Origin of the sequence: Paenibacillus prosopidis (assembly GCF_003337375.1) — a bacterium.
In the GTDB taxonomy this organism is placed as follows: domain Bacteria; phylum Bacillota; class Bacilli; order Paenibacillales; family Paenibacillaceae; genus Pristimantibacillus; species Pristimantibacillus prosopidis.
The window spans coordinates 69,045-88,294 of sequence record NZ_QPJD01000014.1 but is presented as its reverse complement, the minus strand read 5'-3'; the positions used below and the strand labels follow the sequence as shown (position 1 = coordinate 88,294).

Genomic DNA, 19,250 nt, shown 5'->3' with positions numbered 1-19,250 from the left:
AAAGGCATGAGACTCCTTCTCCAGGATGTCTCATGCCTTTTATATTATCCTTGACTAGTCCCGGCTCCGCAGCTTGGAGAGCAGGCGGAGCATCTCGATGTACAGCCATACCAGTGTGACCATCAAACCGAATGCCCCGTACCATTCCATGTATTTTGGAGCGCCTTGCTGCGAGCCGGTTTCAATAAAATCAAAATCAAGCACGAGATTCAGTGCTGCTACGATGACGATGATGACCGAAATACCGATCCCGATCAAGCTATTATCATGCAGATAAGGAACAGTGACGCCGAATAATCCCAGGATAAAGCTCAGCAGGTAGACAAGAAAGATGCCAGCCGTAGCAGCAAATACGCCGAGCTTAAAGTTTTCGGTCGCCTTTATAATTCTTGTCTTGTAAGCGAGAAGCAATGCGACGAATACACCCATCGTCAGCAGCGCAGCCTGCAGGGTGATTCCATTATAAAGGGATTCATAATTCGCAGAGAGCGCCCCAAGGAAAGTTCCTTCCAGAATTGCATATATCGGCACCAGATAAGGCGCGGTTTTTGGTTTGAAGCTGATGATTAAAGCAAGAATAAAACCAGCGATCGCACCGCCTATGGCATAAGGAAGCACGTTCTGTCCCTTGAAGTACATCGACCAGGTGGCAAATGCGCCTCCCAGAAGCAATGCAAGCATAATGAACGCTTTATTCACAGTGCCGTCGATTGTCATCGCGTCTTGTCCGGAATAATATCCCGATTGTTTGAACGTATTGTCTTTCAATGTTGGATTGCCGCTTCGACCTATCAAGAGTAGATCACCCCATAAGTTATTTTGTCTCTATTCTAACATACTCTAACGCCTTCTCCCTAAAATTTTGGGAGAAACTTTACATATGTCGGAGACGTAAGTATAATGGTCTCAAATGAAATAAACGGATTATCGGAGGAGCCTGCCATCGGTGGGCTTCTCTTTGCTTTTTTTGCCCTCCGAAAGGGATAACTTCATTATAATCCGAGTTTTGGGGATTAATAAAACAATACTTACTTTCAGGAGGGCTTCATGGAACAACAGGCAATTTTAGCAATCGGTATCTTTCTCGTCATTTACGGATTTATTATTGCCGAGAAAATCCACCGCACGATCGTAGCCATGATCGGCGGGACATTAATGGTTGTACTCGGAATTGTAGACCAAGAGACGGCGCTGCATCACATTGACTTTAATACGCTTGGACTACTTGTCGGCATGATGATTATCGTAGGCATTACGGCTGAAACAGGACTGTTCAAATACATTGCCATTGTTGCAGCCAAGAGAGCTAAGGGAGAGCCTACCCGGATTCTGATTTCTTTAGCACTTATTACAGCAGTGGGTTCAGCATTTCTGGATAATGTTACCACTGTACTTCTCATGGTACCTGTCACTTTCAGTATTACGCGGCAGCTACGTGTGAATCCTATACCTTTTCTTATTACGCAGATCATTGCTTCCAACGTAGGGGGTACCGCAACACTGATCGGCGACCCGCCGAATATCATGATCGGGAGCGCGGTTAAAGAATTATCCTTTATGGATTTTATCATCAATTTAGCACCGCTGGCGGTTTTGGTGATGGCCATTTATGTGCCTATTTTCATTTTTCTGTTCCGCAAAGGAATCCAGACGACGGATGATTTGAAACGCGGCATCATGGAGATGGATGAAAGCCAGCTTATTACGGATCGTACGCTCTTGCGCAAGTGCTTGATTGTTTTGGGATTGACGATTTTAGGGTTCTTTACCCATCAGCTATTGCATCTGGAATCGGCAACAGTCGCATTAGCCGGCGCCTTTCTACTTCTGCTGCTTACCGGAGAGCACATGATGGAAGAGGCTTTCTCCAAGGTTGAATGGACTACGATATTTTTCTTCGTCGGGTTGTTTGTATTGGTGTCCGGCCTCATTGAAACAGGTGTGATCGCCCAGCTGGCTGCGCAAGCTATCGAACTGACTGGAGGGGAGCCGGTCGCGACTTCCATGCTTATATTGTGGCTAAGCGCTATCGCTTCCGCCTTTTTAGACAATATCCCGTTTGTAGCGACGATGATTCCAATGATTCAAGAAATGGGCAATATGGGTGTCAGCAATTTGGAGCCGTTATGGTGGAGTCTCGCGCTTGGAGCGTGCTTAGGGGGCAATGGTACGCTTATAGGCGCGAGTGCCAACCTCATTGTAGCAGGCATGGCTGGAAAAGAAGGTTATCCGATTAAATTCGTCCAATTTTTGAAATACGGCTTTCCATTGATGCTGCTCTCAATCGTTTTATCAAGCATTTACGTATACCTTCGTTACTTAATATAGCTTTAGAAAGGATGGCGGCAAAATGCTGAAATACGAATATGACCACAATGTAATTCAAGTGAATGAGATTGAGAATGGAAATGACGTGGAATTTCGTATTCATATTCTTCAGGAAGAGCCTTACCTTGACGGGATAAAGAAGGTACAAAAGGAATTTGAAGAAAACGACGTGTATACAGATGTTTTGTTTTACATCTACGCTAGTCATGAATATCGGGTTATTGTCCGTAGGGATTACTACGAAGATTTTATCCTCGAATTAATGAAGCAGCGCCTGTTGCAGAGTGTAAAATGGTCTGAGTAGATGTTGGCATCAGCATGGACACGTAAAGAGGGAGAGCCGGTTTCATCGGCTTTCCCTCTTTTTTATTGTTGTTCTATGACCCGCCCCGTTAGGGAGTGGATAAAAACTTTTTGATATTCATTATCGGATTCCCGGCTTTTCAAATTCACCACATAAATCAAAGGAGTACCCGCGCGCGAGGGGAGATAATACACTTCTACTACTGGCTCTTCGAGTTGCGCTCTATCCACTTTCGCGAAAGATAAGGCAATTGAAATGGCTTTCTCTTTAGAGAATGCGGCGTGCATTGAACGGTTAAAAGTCTTATTCTCTAAATTAGGGTGCACTCTGCCCATGACGCGGCGGACGATTCCCTGTTTATTGATTTGAATAACCAGCTCATCTTTCCATACAGGCGTGTTATACAGAAAACGTTGAAGTCTTACTTGTATCATGTTGTCGGAGCTTCGGCTAACCTCCGTTACTTGCATATCTCTTCTAGGGTTCTTTAAACCGTATAGCGCTTTTGTTTTATCCAAAAACTCAAAAGCAATCCACTGAGGTGTATGCTTTGACGGTTTTGAGAAATGGCCTTCAAGTAAGGATGGCGTGTTCGTATTTTTATTCCACTGGATTGTGAATGTATCCCCGCTTTCTCTCTTCAGCTTTTGCAGCACCCTTTTTGCAGCACCGGTTAAATCCTCAGCAGCAGCTGACGAATTTATGGGAGATGAGAAGATCGTCGCAACCAACATTATAAGGATGAGTCTCATTGACTACCTCCTTTTTACAATATGTATTATTTGATAGTTTCGGCGAAAAGTGAAATAAATATTCGTTAACGCAAAAAGCCCGATTAGTCTGTAAACAAGCTAAGCCGATTTTTAGGCAAGCCTCTTTTGTATTATACTTTGCTATATGACAAATTGTATTGGAGCTGAGAATGACAATGTCAATGAAAAACGAGATTATGTCCAGATTCATCTCTTATGCACAAGTTGAAACGCAGTCGAATGAAAGCAGCGACACCTGCCCCTCCACTCCAGGTCAGCTGACGCTAGCCCGTATGCTCGTGGATGAATTGAAAGCAATTGGCATGCAGGAGATTACGATGGATTCCAACGGCTATGTCATGGCTACTCTTCCGGCCAATACGGACAAAGAGATCCCGACAATCGGTTTCCTTGCCCATATGGATACGGCCACCGATTTTACCGGCGCTGGCGTGAAGCCCCAAATAATTGAACAATATGACGGGCAGGATATCATCTTGAACGAAGCGCTCCATATCGTTCTGTCGCCGCGTGATTTCCCGGAGCTAGCGGGCTATAAAGGCCATACGTTGATTACAACAGACGGCACCACCCTGCTTGGCGCCGACGATAAAGCCGGCATTGCAGAGATCATGACTGCCATGGCCTATCTAATTCAGCATCCGGAGCTGAAGCACGGCAGAGTAAGAGTCGCCTTCACCCCGGATGAAGAAATCGGCAGAGGTCCGCATAGGTTTGATGTGGCCGCCTTTGACGCTGTATATGCCTATACGATGGACGGCGGTCCGCTCGGCGAGCTACAGTACGAGAGCTTTAACGCGGCGGCTGCCCATATAACGTGCAAGGGCAAGAACGTTCACCCCGGAACAGCCAAAGGTAAAATGGTCAACGCCGCCAAAATCGCTATGGAGCTTCACGGAATGCTGCCTGCGGATGAAACGCCTGAGCGGACCGAGGGCTACGAAGGCTTCTACCACCTGTCCTCCATTCAGGGCGACGTCGAGCAGACGCAGCTCCGTTATCTCATACGCGATCACGAACGTAACCGGTTTAACGAGAGGAAATCCTTGCTGGCTGATATCGTAGAAAAGCTGAGGGCGAAGTACGGGGATGAGCGTATTGAGCTCGAAATCAAAGACCAATACTTCAATATGGGGGAGAAAATCGAGCCCGTAAAAGAAGTCGTGGACATCGCCGAGCAAGCGATGGAGAATCTCGGCATCCGTCCGATCATTCAACCGATCCGGGGCGGTACGGACGGCTCTCAGTTATCCTACATGGGATTGCCGACACCGAATATATTTACAGGCGGGGAAAATTATCATGGCCGGTTTGAGTATGTTTCGGCAGACAACATGGTGCAGGCTGTAAATACTATCATTGAAATCGTTAAGCTGTATGAACAAAGAGCTTAGAAGCATACAACACAAAAAAATCGTACGGATAACCGTACGATTTTTTTTCGATTTCCCGCTTTTATAAGCGGTTACTCATTTATTGTGCTAAGTTCGAGATTTCTGTTGGTGAAAGAGCTCCTTCATAGATGCGCAATTCATCAATCAAGCCCTTGTACGGAGTATCCCACCAGTTAACACCTAAGCTGAAGCTGGCATCGGTAGTCGTAAATAGATTAGGGAAGTTCGTTCCTGTAAACTTCTTTACACCGTTAACATAAACATTAATACTACCGTTATCAACGGAGAATGCTAAATGCGACCATTCCCCTTTATTGATTGTCATACCAGTGACAGCATCATACCAATTACTGCCGGACCAGACCATGGTGTTTCCGCCTACCGGTCCATTCGGAACGAGGCTCACCCAGTTATTGCTGTCTCTGGCACCGAAGAAAGTCGTTGTAAAAGTCGTTAATTCCTCAGGCTTTAACCACAACGATACAGAGTATGAGTTGCTTGAGATTAGCCCGTTCGGTAAACGTACACCGGAGGCTCCATTAAACACGGAAGCTTGACCATTCTTACCGTCAACATAAGAAATTGTGCCGCCTGTATTATCAATTCGATTACCAGTTACAGTTCCTGTGCTAAACTTACCGGTAGTCTCACTCAGGTTATCTTCAAAGGCATAATGAGCCGCTAAACCGGCAGCTTTGTATGGCAGTACAGTAATTGTAAAGCTTTTAGTTGCATTTACGTTACCCTTTGAAATAGTTGCAGTAAGTGTAGCCGTCACAGAGTCAGAGCCTGCCTCCGGCCGATTGATGACTCCTGTCTCCGTGACAACGCCGGAATCTGAAGTCTCCCAAGTAATTCCGGTATGCCTGGTACCTTCTGTAGGGAGTGCCAAATTGGAAATGACGTTCGTTGTATCACCAAGATCCAGATCATTCAAAACAGCAGCTACAATTTCCTCATCTGTTTTACTTTGCAGTTTACTTCCCCAGACGGACACTCCTTCCCCGGACATCGCTGTAAATGTCATCACATAACGTTCTGAAGTCGGATCCCAAAGACGCACGAATATTCCGTTATAGGTGACTCCATCCACGGAAATTTCCGCTTGGTTATGGCCAGTCTTTTTCCAAACGCCATTAACGTCACCGGAAATGGTATAATCATCGTTTAAACGAATGAATACAGAGTTTCTAATCGTTGCGGAATTATCTTTTACATGCGTAATGAATTTGTATTCACCAATCAAATCCTGTTCGTTCACCTTGCCAAGCGTTTCACCTGTATAGCGGTATGGTGCCACCACTGGCCAGCCATCTTTATTCATAAACATTTGGTGAACCCGAACCTCGTGCATCTCACCTGTTTGCGGGAATCGTGAATGGAAAATCAAGAACTGCTGACCTGTTTCAGCATCATAATAAACAGAATTATGTCCTGGAGAAACATACCCGGTGCCGATTCCTGTTCCCGGATCTCCAACTTTTCTCTCAAATAAGAAGTTGCCCATAAGTTTGTTGCCATAAGGAGCATTATCTGTATTTCCTGGTAAAACTGCATTTTGTCCTTTTGCATCTACATAAGGACCATCAGGCGTCTTCGACCTGAACTGTCTCATATTATAGCCGCCGTCTGCGCCTAACCACCCATAGGTTACATATAAGTAGTAGTAGTCAGTATTCTTATCATACACAATATAAGGACCTTCGCCTGATTTGAAATATCCGCCTGCAATCTTTGTTCCGAAATACCGATCGATAAGTCTGCCATCCGCCGTCGTTCCATCTTGGCCTGGATATATGGCTTTACCTGTGGCCTTATCGATTTCAAGCATAAAAATTCCGCCGGACCAAGATCCGTACGTCATCCACAGTTTCCCATTCTCGTCATAGAACAAAGTAGAATCTATCGCATTTGGATAAATATGATTCGCATAAGATCCATTTGCATTAAACCATTCGGATCTTGCTCCTGTTAACGTACCGTTATCCATAAGCTTTTTAATATTCGTATTCGTCCATTTCTTATTGATCACACTATTGTTATCATAGGCGTCATCTCTGGTAAAACCAGAATATACAACCGTATCTCCATACTTATATGGTCCTTCTATATTTTGAGATACCGCAAAACCGATCGCGGAACGTATATAAGTGGAGGATGCGCTATAATACATCATATAAGCACCGGTTGTTCCATCCTCATTTCTATAGTCTTTATTCCAGAAAACATCAGGAGCCCATACGGAATACCCGCCCTTGCTATCAGAATCATTCTCTCCTGCCCAAGCAAAAGAGCCTGCCAGATTCTCTGATAAGTCTCCATATAATACATTGCCGGGCGTCGTGTATCCATTTGTAAATCGAGTCCAATTTATCAAATCCGTTGACTTAGCTGCATCAATATGAGATCCGAACACGTAATACGTATCACCATCTTTTATGATCGAAGGGTCGTGAACAGACACATTTTGAAATTCGGGAGCTGCACCTTGGTAATCAAGATAAGGCATATTACTATGTTCGCTAGGCTGACTAACTGGTTTGTTTGAACCCTCACCAAGAACAAGATTGGGTATTAGCAATACAATCATTAAGAAAAGAAGTGTTACTCTTCGTACCAAACTTTTATTCATTCTAGTGTTCTCCTCTCAATTCTAGCTTTAATGAAAGCGCATCCATTTTGTCGAAGATTGTCCTGCACTTTTCCGATGCATGTAAGTCTGATCATCGCCTCCTCTATTTAACGATTTACTCACTGCTTATAGAGCGCTTACAAATTACGATATTGTTAATGTATTTATCAACATATTAATAATACTATAAGTGATATAAATCTTCAATATAGACATGTTATAATTGTAACACTTAAAGTAATTAATAAATTTATTAAGTACATATGAACAAAAAGTTTAAAATAGTACAGGCTGCCGGATTCTCTCCAGCAGCCTGTTTGTATGTGCGTAAATCGATTCAATCAACTCTCGATATGCATCTTTTTGGATGCAAATATAAAATAAATGAAAAATACACTACAAATGATCCCAATAAAACCGTATCCGCCAAAAATATCATATTTTGACGAGAAGTATCCGAAGCCTAATCCTGTAAGAATTAGTACCGCATTCTCGCCTAAAGACTGAAATGATCCCATTGTCGCTCTCATGGAGGAATCAATTCGGTGATGGAGATAACCTGCTGCGAGCGGTTCGATCATCCCGGCGAACAAACAGATAAAGAACATGGCTGCCAATCCGCTGTAGTCTTTTATTATCGAGAGATAAATGAAGCACAGAGCTAAAACTGCGGTTACTCCCGATAACAATAAACGGTAGCTGAATCGGCTCAGCAGCATATAGGCCATTATATTGCCCGGAAGCCTGATCAGAAACATCGCTGCCGAGAACAAGCCGAAATAGATAACCGGAATTCCCAATCTGTCCAAGTAACTCTGCCAGAATTCATCAATGAAATTTATAGCCGCACCTGTCACCATTCCCGATAGAACAACGAGAAGCACTCCTTTATTATCTCTAAAAAGGCGAAGGGACGCTGTAATATACACGTGAACCGGCATCTGCTGATCATTTTCCCCATGTCTACTCCCGGCAGGCTCAACCAGCATAAGGGTTATACAAAGGGAAACAAGCATACTTACCAAGGAAATCCAATAATTGAACGTATACCCAAAGCGATCTGCCAATAAACTACCGCACAAAGCAGCAAGCATGATGGAGGAAATGTCGAGCGCATTCAAGCGGCCAAGGTATTTCTCGAAAGACTGCTCCTTCCGAGCAGACAATAAAGAATCGTAGAGCAGAGCATTCTCCGCCCCGCTGCTTGCGGAACTGCCAATAGCTGCCAGAAATACAACAAGCGCGAAGTGCCAAAACTCCGTTGCATACACCAAGATTAGAAATTCACAGCAGCCTAATAGGGCGGACAATACGATCATGTGCTTCCGGCCCCACTTATCGGCAATGATTCCTGTGGGAACCTCGAGTAATACAACCGTAATTGCAAAAATAATCTCCGCGTAGACGACCATTTGGATGGTCATGCCTCTCTCTTCCCAAAACAATCTCTCGATGACATACGCGGGGATCAAATTGTAAAAGAAACGGATAGCGTACAGTTTCCAAACATTTGGCATATAACTCATTGTAAATCTGCCCCTCTGCTTTATGGTTGAATGATTTCCAACCAAAATATGGAGGAGCACGTGAGCGATTTAATTCTAATGATTAGCTGGGGGATCTTGAATTGGCATGATATGTCATATCATCTTCTCCTTTGAGCGAGTTATTGACCCTGTTGATTTATTTTTATGCTTAAAAGCCTGGTTCTTGTTACCATACCCGCACTCTCTAAAGTTCTCTTCGAAGACTCATTATAATACCAACATCCGCTAATCGGCGTTAAATCGTGGTTATAACACCAGTTTTTCAATTTGAGAATGATATTTCGCCCAATTCTTTGCTTTCTATATCCTTCATTCGTAAACATGCCTATACTTGCGATTCCACTAAGCATTCTGCTTTTTTCAAGTACTCCAATTCCAAGCAGCATAGGACCTCTATAGTACGTGAAGAGTTCTCCTTTCTCAATCCTTGCTTCATAGCGATCGAGAAAATCTCCGCATAGCTGCTGAATCCGCAGCAGATCATCCAACACCGCGAGGCCAAAAATGTCGCTTTTTAATGAATCACTCACTGGTATATTCACTTGACTATCTTTAAAGAAATAGGCTTGCTTTGTGATAGTAAATTCTTTGTCTAAAGCTAAACTGATAAATAGTTCATCACAGGTTGGAACGAAAAGAGACTCAACGGAATGATTTTCAATGACTTGGCTGAAGAGCTCTTGAGCGTGCTTCTGATAGAATGGACGGATGAAAAATTGGGTAAGTTGATGATTATTGTTAACCGCGTAATAACCGGCTTCCCCTGAATTATCAAGGATAACGTAAAAAGTTGATTTGAGAATATGCTCTTCCAAGAAAGAATCAAAAGGCGAGGATAGCGTATGGATATATTCTTGAACGAGATGTTGTATGTCATTGAAAAGGCATTCTTTTATAATCACCTTAATCACCCTTTCAAGCTATTGGCGGATTCTTATTCACCAGTGACCTGTCTAAACGTCGGGCAAACTCTACGGATAACATACACGTTCCTCTAACATTTACTGCATAATGGGCATCTAAAATATCATTATTTAATTGTCGAAACCCTACATCCACGCTATATGTAGCATTGTTTACCAGAATCGACGGAGTACCAATTCTTGCTTCCACTTCATCCAAGAGTCTCGAAGGGGAATCTAGACTTGATAAATCTAACTCCATATTTTCTACCCGTATATCAAAATTGCGTAATTCTTCAGAGAATTGTTCAGACCAATCATCTTCAACATCATCGTATTGAATTACATTCTTATCATAACTCGAAAAGTGGGTAAAAAATATGTCTGCACCTTCACTAGCCAAAGCTTTACAAATGGCGGTACCAATACCTTTTCGACGGCTTGCTCCAGTAACAATAGCTATTTTTCCTTTTAACCGACTCATTGGATAATCCCTCCGGCGGGTTTGTAAGGTGACACGAATCAAAATTTCCTTTTCCATGTATCTCCAAAAATATTGTATTAGTTGTACATGGACTTTACAAGGAATTATTGGGTTTCGATTAAATTTAATGTCACTTTTTCCTTCAGACGAAAGGATAAGGGTGAATAGATTTCCCACTGACCATCATGAGATTGAATATGATAGTGAAAATCTTTTCCCTGAAATTGAACATTAACGACTTCGCCTTGAATACCCGGTTTATGTGCCGGGGCCAATTGAATTTGATCAGGCCTTACCGGAAACATGCCGGAGGATTTAAAATAGCTTGCCACATGTTTACCCTGCCATTGCAAGGTATCTTCACATCCATTAGGAACGAATACATCATCCTTCCATTTCCCATGGGCAAGGTTGGCCCTTGAAACAAATTTTGCAACAAACTCTGTGTGCGGCGTTCTGTATATTTCCTCAGGTGAACCGACTTGTTCAATGCTTCCATTCTTCATTACAACGATACGGTCAGCCATAGCTAGAGCTTCTCCTTGATCATGTGTCACATAGACGACCGAGGTTCCTGTTTGCCTGTGAAGGGTCTGAATTTCTCGGCGCATTTCCATACGCAGCATAGCATCCAGACTGCTTAACGGTTCGTCCATTAATAAAAGAGCCGGTTCGGCGGCGATAGCTCTAGCAAGCGCAACCCGTTGTTTTTGGCCGCCTGACAATTCATGAGGCATACGTTTTTCGAATTTGGATAGTCCTACCATACTTAGTATCTTGGAAATATGATCTTTCTCGTTTTTACGTATATGGCCTGGAGTTTCTTTATGATGACGTATAGGAAAACGGATATGCTCCATTACATTCATATGAGGCCATAGAGCAAAGGCCTGAAATACCATCCCGATTTTTCGCTTCTCCGGTGGTATTGCAAAGCCTTTTTTGGCGACTTGCACCTGATCCATATAAATTTCGCCCGTTGTAGGCTGCTCAAAGCCTGCCAGCAATCTCAGCAAGGTCGTTTTTCCGCAGCCGGAAGGACCCAACACCGCTACAAATTCACCATCTGCTATCGTTAGATCTACCGAATTCAATGCGCAATATTCACCGAATTTTTTACTTACTTGTCTCAATTCAATGCTCATGATTGAACTCCTTTTTGTTTTTGAGCTTTTTGTAAGACAAGCAGTACTGCCATTCCTAGCATAATTAAAGCTAAAATTAAACTGGATAAAGCAGTTGAATATACGGTATTCCCAGCCTGCTCATAGTTAAATATGGTGACCCCTATCGTCTGTGATCCTGAAGACCAAAGAAGCGCTGATACAGTAAGCTCCGTAAGTGCTGTCAGAAAAACGAGGAACGCTCCGCTTAATAGCCCCGGGAGCAGAAGCGGCAGCAGGACAAATATCCATTTTCCCCACCCATTCGCACCAGAAATATGGGCTGCTTCCTCCATCGAGACATCAATTTGCATAAAGGCAGTAATGCTGGCCCGAACCTGTAGAATGAGGAAACGACAGACATATGCGATAAATAAAATACGAACCGTACCATAAATATCAGGATTCCAGCCGGGTATAGGTTCCATCCAAGTTAATATCATGGCTAAGCCGAAAACAATCCCGGGAAGCGCAAAGGGAATGCCGATTACGATTTCAGCCGTCCTGGTATACCATGAAGGATGACGGACCCGAAAATACGCAAGCGCCGTGCCTAGTATTAAGCAAATCATCAGTGTCGTAACGGACAGAATTAGACTATTTTGAATGGACTGCCAAACCTTTGGGTTCTCAAATAAGATATAGTTATAATGTGAAAACGTTAAATTGCTTAGCTTAAAGGGTAGACCGTATGCTTTTTTAAGTGAGGTCAGGATCATGGAAAATACAGGTACAACCGTTATCAGCATTAAAAAAGACCACAATAATGCCCCAATCCATATGCGATGCTTCCCCAGCTCATAGCGTGGATTTTCATCCATAAGTACGGTATCTGAATTTTTGTTTTTATGAACAGCAATCCACTGAAGGATTATACCGATTACAGCAAAAATACCCAGCATGACAGATAGAGAGGCACCTTTTGCAAAAGCAGACGGACCGAACCCAATAATTTCTTCGTATATTAGCGTACTTAGTACAGAAATGTTTACGGGTATTCCTAAAAAAGCGGGTATTCCAAAATTATCTAAACCTGCCAGGAAAGCGAGTAACCCCCCCGCTGCTACGCCCGGTAAAGCCATAGGAAGGGTAATTAAGAAAAAACACTTTACCTTTCCAGCCCCACTCGCTCTAGAAGCCCACTCCATATCACGCGGTATTTTCTTCAATACATCAACAGTCAACATATAGACAAGAGGGAAATGATGAATGCCCATCACAAAAATAATGCCACCGTAACTGTACATGCTCCAAGGCTTGGCATCTGAATTGAATTGTTGGAGCAAGTCAGCCATCAAGCCTTGGGAGCCCATAAAAGAAGACCATGAAAGAGTTAATACATAGGATGGAAGAATAAAGGAGAGAAGCAGTCCCAAATGTAATGCTCTTTTATGCTTAAGGTCTGAATAGGCCATCAACCAAGCAGTAATGATGCCTAAGAAAACGGACAAAAGAGTAGACCCCATCACAATAACAAAAGTATCCTTTAGAGTTCTCCAGGTACGGGTTTGCTGGATGATTTCCGTATAATAACCAAAGCTGATTCCTGTTTTGGTCATTAAGCTTAAATAAATTAATTTCCCGATAGGCACAAGAAAGAAAAAAATAAGAAGCGCAATACTCAGTAAGATGACAAGCTTTTTGCCGATTAAAAAAGAAACGGACAGGAGGTTGGGATAAACCTCTTGCCCGTCCCTTTTATCCCCGCTCTTTTGCAAACTAGGATCATTCATTGTGTTTCGCTCCACTTCTACTCTCCGAACAGCTGAAGAAATTCCTTTTTGTCAGCATCGCGAGCTTCAGTCAGTTTTGAAATATCATAGGACAATATGTTTAACTCCGAGACCATTTTTAATCCTTCCGGCGCTTTGACTCCTTCTCGAATTGGTGTATACCCGATTTCGGAAGCAACCATTTGCCCTTCTTCTGACAACACGAAGTCAACAAACGCTTTAGCCGCCGCTTCATTTGTTGTATTTTTCATAATACCAATTGGCTCCGTGATGACCAGAACACCTTCTTCAGGGTAAATCAGCTCGACGGGGGAGCCTTTGGCTTTCTCACGTGCAACCAAAAAATCAACAACCATTGCATATGATTTCTCACCGCTGGCAACAGCCTTCAGCACCGCTCCGTTCCCTTTAACTACTGACATGTTATTTGCCTTTAACCCTTTGAAATAATCCCATCCAAAACCATCGGTACGTGTTAGGACGCCTACATTATAAGCAGCCGCTCCGGAATAAATAGGACTTGGCATTATGCTGCTGTCTTTCGTTTCGGAAGAAGATAAAGATTTCCAGCTTGTCGGAACATTTTTAACCTTCTCCGTATTAATGGCCATCGCAGTCGCTATGACCTTGGTTCCGGAATACATGCCATCAGGGTCGACTAGCGATTCTGAAATTTTATTTAATTCAGGTGATTTATAAGGAAGCAGCAAGTCCTGCTTTTTCAATCCTTCAAACGTAACGGAGTCAGCTACCAGAAGAACATCTGCCTGTATTTTACCCGCTTGATTTTCCGCTTGAATCTTGGCAACAACTTCTTCTGTACCTGAACGGAATGTTTCTACCTTTACATCCGGATATGACTTGTTAAATGCAGAAACGAGCTTCATAGCGTCCTCTTCGGGTTGGGAAGTATAAAACGATAGTTTTCCAGCTACTTCGATGGGCGCCGCTGTTGTTGCTGTGTTTGTCGATTCCGGCTCTTGTACTGAATCGGTTGGCGTTGCCGCACCACACCCGCTAAAAATCAGCAATCCTGTTAAGCTCATCAACACGATACCTTTTTTCATGATTAGGTGCTCTCCCCTACATGCTTTATTTTTATTTTCTTGCTCTACCCATACTACATTTTGTCTGTTAAGAGGTTATCAATTTATAATGTATAGATTGTAAACCATTTGTATTTGGGTATGTTTGAAGTTACGACATAACAAAAAAGGAATCCGGCATCAATCCGGAATCCTCCCTTGTGGTATGGTTTGGCCCTATTATCGCTAAGTCGAAATGAGTGGGCGCTTATGGCCTTTGCTTATGTACTCGATTTGCATTTGCTTATATCTGCGTTATCGTATCCCATAACATACAAATAAGTACTTAATGCATGATAGCATGCAATGGAGTGCTTGATCGGAAACAGTGCGGAGTTAATTTCTATTCCTGGCTCGATATGCCGGTAACCGGCTATTTTCGCGGGCACATCAGGAACGATATCCGGGTGGTTGAAAATACGGGTATTCTTAATATTCATCTGCTGGAAAGCTTCAACAAATTTACGATCACCTACTCGTGGCGACGCAAATGTCACCAACTCGACGTCGATCTGTTTGCTTCCTGCAACAAAAGCATGTAAGGTAGCGAGCGAGCTTCCTAAACTATGACCCGTAACAACGAGCTTAGTTCCAGCAGGAAGTTTATCGAGCCCTGAGATTATCGACTCGGAAGGTTTGCCGGAATCTTCATATTCAATCGTCATGCTTCTGTAAAGATTGTGGCAACCCGCTCCCAACCAGATGGGAAATTAGGAGGGGTCTCAGGAGAGACAGGATTTTGCGCATACATTTCAAAGCAACTTCAACGAATTTTCCCCAAAAAATATACGGTTCCATGTTTTCTTGATTGTCCATATAAATTGCATCCCCTTAATTGTATAGTGCCCGCGAAAGAGCAGCACCTCTATGCTTTCTAACCATTAATTCTACATAAGACAGAAAATCTCCTAGCGGGAATCCCTATTTCTGTGATGATTTAATAACGTGTCATAGGGGGAGTTGTTATAAGGCTTAGAGGAATATTTCGTACATTCTCCGGAATGGCGGAATTTTTTCATTTTATACCTATCCCCGTGCTGACAAGGCGCTCTGTATACTTCGATATTATGCTTTACAGCTAATAACGACAGTACGGACTGATCGTGACGATGATCTTTAAATTCCCGGAAATTTTTTAAACCGGATCGGTTTGGAGCATCGCTTATAATGTTTTTATTGCAGCAATAGGCAAGCCATTCCTTAACAAATTTTCTGTTTTTCACATTATTAACGAAAACGGAGAACGAACCCATCAATTGTTCCTCATTCCAGTACTTCGGGGAATCACATTTCATCAAGACGAAGCAATCTCTTTTTGTCCAAGCTTTATTCAGCAGAGAGTGGGTTCTGAAAAGCATAATCCCACCTTTTCGCTTGCAAATCTTAAACAAAGGATCTAACCGCTTGATCACTTCCATCCCGGAATCACAATAAATGACAATATCGTTTTCTTTGATTTTTGACATCACTTTTAAAATAAAATACGGTTTCCAAATCCAGTATCCGCCGCCTCGGGGCTGCCGCAATAATTTTTTGTTTTTGTTAAAAAAGGCTGTTCTTATCAGATCTTTTTCCCTGAAGGACATTACTTTATCTACTCCGAATCGAAGAGCGGACCGTTTTAATTTCTCCTGGGATTTATAAAATCGGCGGGTTGCATAATTAACCATATAGATCATATTTTTCACCTGCTTCGCAGTAAGTTCAATCTTCTTTTGCTATTCCACGGCTGAAAGGGAACGAGCTTTCGTTTCATATGGGGCCTCATGAACGATTTGCATCTTTTATTTAATAAACTGGCAGCAAAGGAAAATGTACTATTGGAAATAGCTAAATGGTCGCACTGGGTCAAAATATAAAAATCAGGGTAGAATGAAGGGTTTAAGCGATGGTATTTAGGTTTTTTGGGAAAGTTCTCAATAACATCAGAGGAAGTAACAGGCCGGTAGCGCTTAAACTTAGACAGTACACTATCAAGATCATCACTTGCAATAAATAAAACCGGATTTTCCAGCGTAGGCCATATTTGTTTCAGCCATTTTATATACCAGCTGGTTGGAACGGGGAAATTTCGCGGATGATTTTTATAATTTAAGAAATCTCCTCTTCTTACATGAAGGCCGACGACCGTTTTCCCCCTCTTTCGAAGTTCGAGCATCCCCTTATTCACTTGATCGTATATTCCCGGAGTTGGCTGGAATAAAGAGCGAAACAGCTTTTTATAGGGTTTGTAACGATTGGCATGCATCATAAACTGTCCCTGGAGGTCTACATTAACAAACGGCGGATTTTTGCTCCCCAAAAGTTTATTTGTCTTTATTTTTGAAATGTCACTAGATGTTAGAATCGGGTATTTGCGAGTTACCGGCGGATCCTGGTGACCGAATAAATACTGGCCTATCCATGGATGAGTTTTTACTTTTAAAGAGTAACGCGAAGCATAGATTTTTAAGAAACCATATTGTAAAACTTGGTTGCCAAAGCGGCCATGCCCTTTCGTTCCCAGAGTCCTCATCGTAATGACCCGTTTTTTATTTTTCAATTCCTATCCCGCCCTCAGAATGATGTGATATGTAATCTATGATTATTGGGTTGAAGATGTGAGCGTATAAAAGTCCAAAAAAAGACAGCCGAAGGGGCTGCCCATTTTGTACTCGTATATATACATCTATCCCTCATAAGCCTGCAATAGAGTTTTTATGTCAATTTTATTTTTCGTTTGCAGCAATGCTTTCATAACTCTTTCTGATTTCTCTGAATCGGGGTCGCTTACCATCTCGGATAGAGTGGTGGGAACTATTTGCCATGACACACCATACTTATCCTTTAACCAACCGCACACTTGCGCCTTTTTGTCCCCGCCCTCAGAGAGTTTCTCCCAATAATAGTCCAATTCCTCTTGGTCCTCACAATTGACGATAAATGATATTGCCTCTGTGAATTTGAATTGCGGACCGCCATTTAATGCTACGAATTTTTGTCCTTCCAGTTGGAATTCCACGGTCATTACTGCTCCCTCTGATATCCCGTGAATTTCATGCCTGTCTTTTCCATAACGCGTGACTCTTCCGATCTTGGAATTTCTAAAGATTGAAATGTAGAACTTAGCCGCCTCTTCAGCTTGTTTATCGAACCACAAGTTTGGTGTTATCTTTTGGATTTTGTTATTCACAATTATCCTCCCCTTCATTTTGGGATTGCTATGTAATCATTACATAGTTACTTTTCTTTCCCCTACTATATAATATTTCAGCTCTTACGCAAGACTATTAATTCAGCTATACTTTTTAAGGAATAGCACGATATAAGCCTATTCACTAAGGAGGCATGAATCATGAGGACTATAAAACTAGGAAACAGCACATTAGAGGTGCCGGTTGTAGCAGTCGGCTGCATGCGTATTAATTCGCTGGATAAGACAGAGGCTGAGCAATTTGTCCAAACGGCGCTGGAAGTAGGCGCGAACTTCTTCGACCATGCTGATATTTACGGCGGCGGAGCCTGCGAGGAAATATTCGCAGACGCCATTCATATGAATGATGATATTCGTGAAAAGATCATTCTGCAATCCAAGTGCGGCATTCGGAAGGGAATGTTCGACTTCTCCAAAGAGCATATTTTAGAGTCGGTAGACGGCATCCTGAATCGGCTGAGAACCGATTATCTGGATATTCTGCTTCTGCACCGTCCGGATACTTTGGTAGAACCAGAAGAAGTGGCGGAAGCTTTCGATCTTCTTGAACGTTCGGGGAAAGTACGTCATTTCGGTGTTTCCAATCAGACTCCTATGCAGATCCAGCTGCTTAAGAAATCGGTGAAGCAGCCGATCGTTGCAAACCAATTGCAATTAAGCATTACAAACGCCAACATGATCTCCAATGGATTTAATGTGAATATGGAAAATGACTCCGCTGTGAACCGGGACGGAAACGTACTTGATTATTGCAGACTGAACGATATCACTATTCAGCCTTGGTCGCCTTTCCAATACGGCTTCTTTGAGGGCGTATTCCTCGGAAACGACAAGTTCCCAGAATTGAATAAGAAGATCGATGAAATTGCGGACAAATATGAAGTTAGCAACACAACTATCGCCATCGCGTGGCTTTTGCGTCATCCCGCACACATGCAGCCGGTCACCGGTACGATGAATATCAATCGGCTAAAGGATTGCTGTAAGGCAAGCGACGTTCATCTGACACGTCAAGAATGGTATGAAATCTTTCGTGCAGCAGGCAATGTGCTTCCTTAACCGCGCGGATCAAGAACAAAGCAATCTCCAGTCCTCAAAGACTGGAGACTGCTTTGCTTTATCTCATAAACCTATTCTTGGTTTGACAGACGATCCTGTGCAAGACGAATCATCTCCCGGACCATCGAACCACCGATCTTGCCGCCAATATGGCCAGCCGATTCTGTCGTCAATTCGCCATTGTCGCCAGGCTTTAGCGGGATACCGAGCTCCTTGGCTACCTCGTATTTCACATCGTCCGGTCTATTCGGGTTAACGTCATAACCTTCGCGTTTCATTACATCTGCTTTGAATGCTTGCATTCCCTGTTCCGCTCCAGGCACAACGTATCTTCTTCTCCTAGCCATTAAGATCACTCCTTTATTTTTCTTAAAGGTTGCCCAATAGCTGACCATAATACCCGCTGCCAAGCTGCTTCAACTAAACGAATAGTCCCTACTCTTTCGAAATATTGATTTTACGGGCAACAGGGGTGTCTTTTTCCTTCTCCATCGTATCGATGACACTGTCGATCACTGTTCGCGAAGCAAGCAGCCATTCCTTGAAGGCGTTTCTTACATGCCGCTTTGCTTGATGGCGCTCCAGGTTTTCTAACAAACGCTCCAATCGAATCAGATTCTCCATCACTCGTTCCCTCCTAAGCCCGGGGCTTC

General features: G+C 43.0%; 19 protein-coding genes. 4 read left to right on the top strand and 15 right to left on the bottom strand.

The genetic code is table 11. From position 1 onward, the window contains the following. Window positions 1-54: 54 nt before the first annotated feature. Window positions 55-795: a Bax inhibitor-1/YccA family protein gene (locus DFP97_RS21215; protein WP_114382191.1), complete on the bottom strand. Its 741-nt coding sequence runs from the start codon at window positions 793-795 to the stop codon at window positions 55-57. Window positions 796-1,047: 252 nt separating this feature from the next. Between DFP97_RS21215 and DFP97_RS21210 the strand changes: the two genes are divergently transcribed. After that, complete coding sequence (locus tag DFP97_RS21210) at window positions 1,048-2,328, top strand: ArsB/NhaD family transporter (protein ID WP_114382190.1); 1,281 nt, start codon at window positions 1,048-1,050, stop codon at window positions 2,326-2,328. A 22-nt stretch (window positions 2,329-2,350) separates the two neighbouring features. Continuing rightward, the gene (locus DFP97_RS21205) at window positions 2,351-2,632 is read left to right on the top strand and encodes a hypothetical protein (RefSeq protein ID WP_114382189.1); all 282 of its coding nucleotides are present in this window, start codon (window positions 2,351-2,353) and stop codon (window positions 2,630-2,632) included. Window positions 2,633-2,694: 62 nt separating this feature from the next. Here DFP97_RS21205 and DFP97_RS21200 read toward each other — a convergent pair whose 3' ends face one another. Beyond that, on the bottom strand, window positions 2,695-3,384 hold the full coding sequence (locus DFP97_RS21200) for a hypothetical protein (protein ID WP_114382188.1): 690 nt from the start codon (window positions 3,382-3,384) through the stop codon (window positions 2,695-2,697). A gap of 182 nt (window positions 3,385-3,566) precedes the next feature. On the opposite strand from DFP97_RS21200, the gene pepT reads away from it, so the two are divergent. Then, window positions 3,567-4,799, top strand: a complete 1,233-nt coding sequence (gene pepT, locus DFP97_RS21195) for a peptidase T (RefSeq protein ID WP_114382269.1) — start codon at window positions 3,567-3,569, stop codon at window positions 4,797-4,799. A 79-nt stretch (window positions 4,800-4,878) separates the two neighbouring features. Here pepT and DFP97_RS21190 read toward each other — a convergent pair whose 3' ends face one another. From DFP97_RS21190 to DFP97_RS21140, 11 genes are all read right to left on the bottom strand, one after another. Continuing rightward, the gene (locus tag DFP97_RS21190; RefSeq protein ID WP_114382187.1) at window positions 4,879-7,431 is read right to left on the bottom strand and encodes a LamG-like jellyroll fold domain-containing protein; all 2,553 of its coding nucleotides are present in this window, start codon (window positions 7,429-7,431) and stop codon (window positions 4,879-4,881) included. A gap of 341 nt (window positions 7,432-7,772) precedes the next feature. After that, the gene (locus DFP97_RS21185; RefSeq protein WP_114382186.1) at window positions 7,773-8,957 is read right to left on the bottom strand and encodes an MFS transporter; all 1,185 of its coding nucleotides are present in this window, start codon (window positions 8,955-8,957) and stop codon (window positions 7,773-7,775) included. A 140-nt stretch (window positions 8,958-9,097) separates the two neighbouring features. Continuing rightward, complete coding sequence (locus DFP97_RS21180) at window positions 9,098-9,880, bottom strand: GNAT family N-acetyltransferase (RefSeq protein WP_245976496.1); 783 nt, start codon at window positions 9,878-9,880, stop codon at window positions 9,098-9,100. A gap of 13 nt (window positions 9,881-9,893) precedes the next feature. Beyond that, window positions 9,894-10,364 (bottom strand): SDR family NAD(P)-dependent oxidoreductase, encoded by a 471-nt coding sequence (locus DFP97_RS21175; protein WP_114382185.1) that lies wholly within the window; start codon window positions 10,362-10,364, stop codon window positions 9,894-9,896. 104 nt (window positions 10,365-10,468) lie between these two features. Beyond that, window positions 10,469-11,509: an ABC transporter ATP-binding protein gene (locus DFP97_RS21170; RefSeq protein ID WP_114382184.1), complete on the bottom strand. Its 1,041-nt coding sequence runs from the start codon at window positions 11,507-11,509 to the stop codon at window positions 10,469-10,471. Next, window positions 11,506-13,260, bottom strand: a complete 1,755-nt coding sequence (locus DFP97_RS21165; protein WP_114382183.1) for an ABC transporter permease — start codon at window positions 13,258-13,260, stop codon at window positions 11,506-11,508. The genes DFP97_RS21170 and DFP97_RS21165 overlap by 4 nt, the downstream gene beginning before the upstream one ends. 17 nt (window positions 13,261-13,277) lie before the next feature. After that, a complete protein-coding gene (locus tag DFP97_RS21160) occupies window positions 13,278-14,327 on the bottom strand; it encodes an ABC transporter substrate-binding protein (protein WP_114382182.1) in 1,050 nt (349 codons plus the stop codon). 239 nt (window positions 14,328-14,566) lie between these two features. Further along, window positions 14,567-15,010, bottom strand: a complete 444-nt coding sequence (locus tag DFP97_RS21155; protein WP_114382181.1) for a lipase family protein — start codon at window positions 15,008-15,010, stop codon at window positions 14,567-14,569. Between the two features lie 243 nt (window positions 15,011-15,253). Then, entirely contained in the window at window positions 15,254-16,024 is a 771-nt protein-coding gene (locus DFP97_RS21150) for a hypothetical protein (RefSeq protein WP_114382180.1), read from the bottom strand. 5 nt (window positions 16,025-16,029) lie between these two features. Further along, the gene (locus tag DFP97_RS21145) at window positions 16,030-16,887 is read right to left on the bottom strand and encodes an alpha-1,2-fucosyltransferase (protein WP_114382179.1); all 858 of its coding nucleotides are present in this window, start codon (window positions 16,885-16,887) and stop codon (window positions 16,030-16,032) included. 126 nt (window positions 16,888-17,013) lie between these two features. Next, window positions 17,014-17,517 carry a VOC family protein gene (locus DFP97_RS21140; RefSeq protein ID WP_114382178.1) on the bottom strand — a complete coding sequence of 168 codons (504 nt, stop codon included), beginning with the start codon at window positions 17,515-17,517 and terminating at the stop codon, window positions 17,014-17,016. 162 nt (window positions 17,518-17,679) lie between these two features. Between DFP97_RS21140 and DFP97_RS21135 the strand changes: the two genes are divergently transcribed. Next, window positions 17,680-18,597, top strand: coding sequence for an aldo/keto reductase (locus DFP97_RS21135; RefSeq protein WP_114382177.1), 918 nt, complete (start codon window positions 17,680-17,682; stop codon window positions 18,595-18,597). Between the two features lie 71 nt (window positions 18,598-18,668). Here the strand turns inward: DFP97_RS21135 and DFP97_RS21130 are convergent, their stop codons facing one another. Further along, window positions 18,669-18,944, bottom strand: coding sequence for an alpha/beta-type small acid-soluble spore protein (locus tag DFP97_RS21130; RefSeq protein ID WP_114382176.1), 276 nt, complete (start codon window positions 18,942-18,944; stop codon window positions 18,669-18,671). Between the two features lie 88 nt (window positions 18,945-19,032). Then, the gene (locus tag DFP97_RS21125; RefSeq protein ID WP_114382175.1) at window positions 19,033-19,221 is read right to left on the bottom strand and encodes a hypothetical protein; all 189 of its coding nucleotides are present in this window, start codon (window positions 19,219-19,221) and stop codon (window positions 19,033-19,035) included. Window positions 19,222-19,250 lie beyond the last annotated feature (29 nt).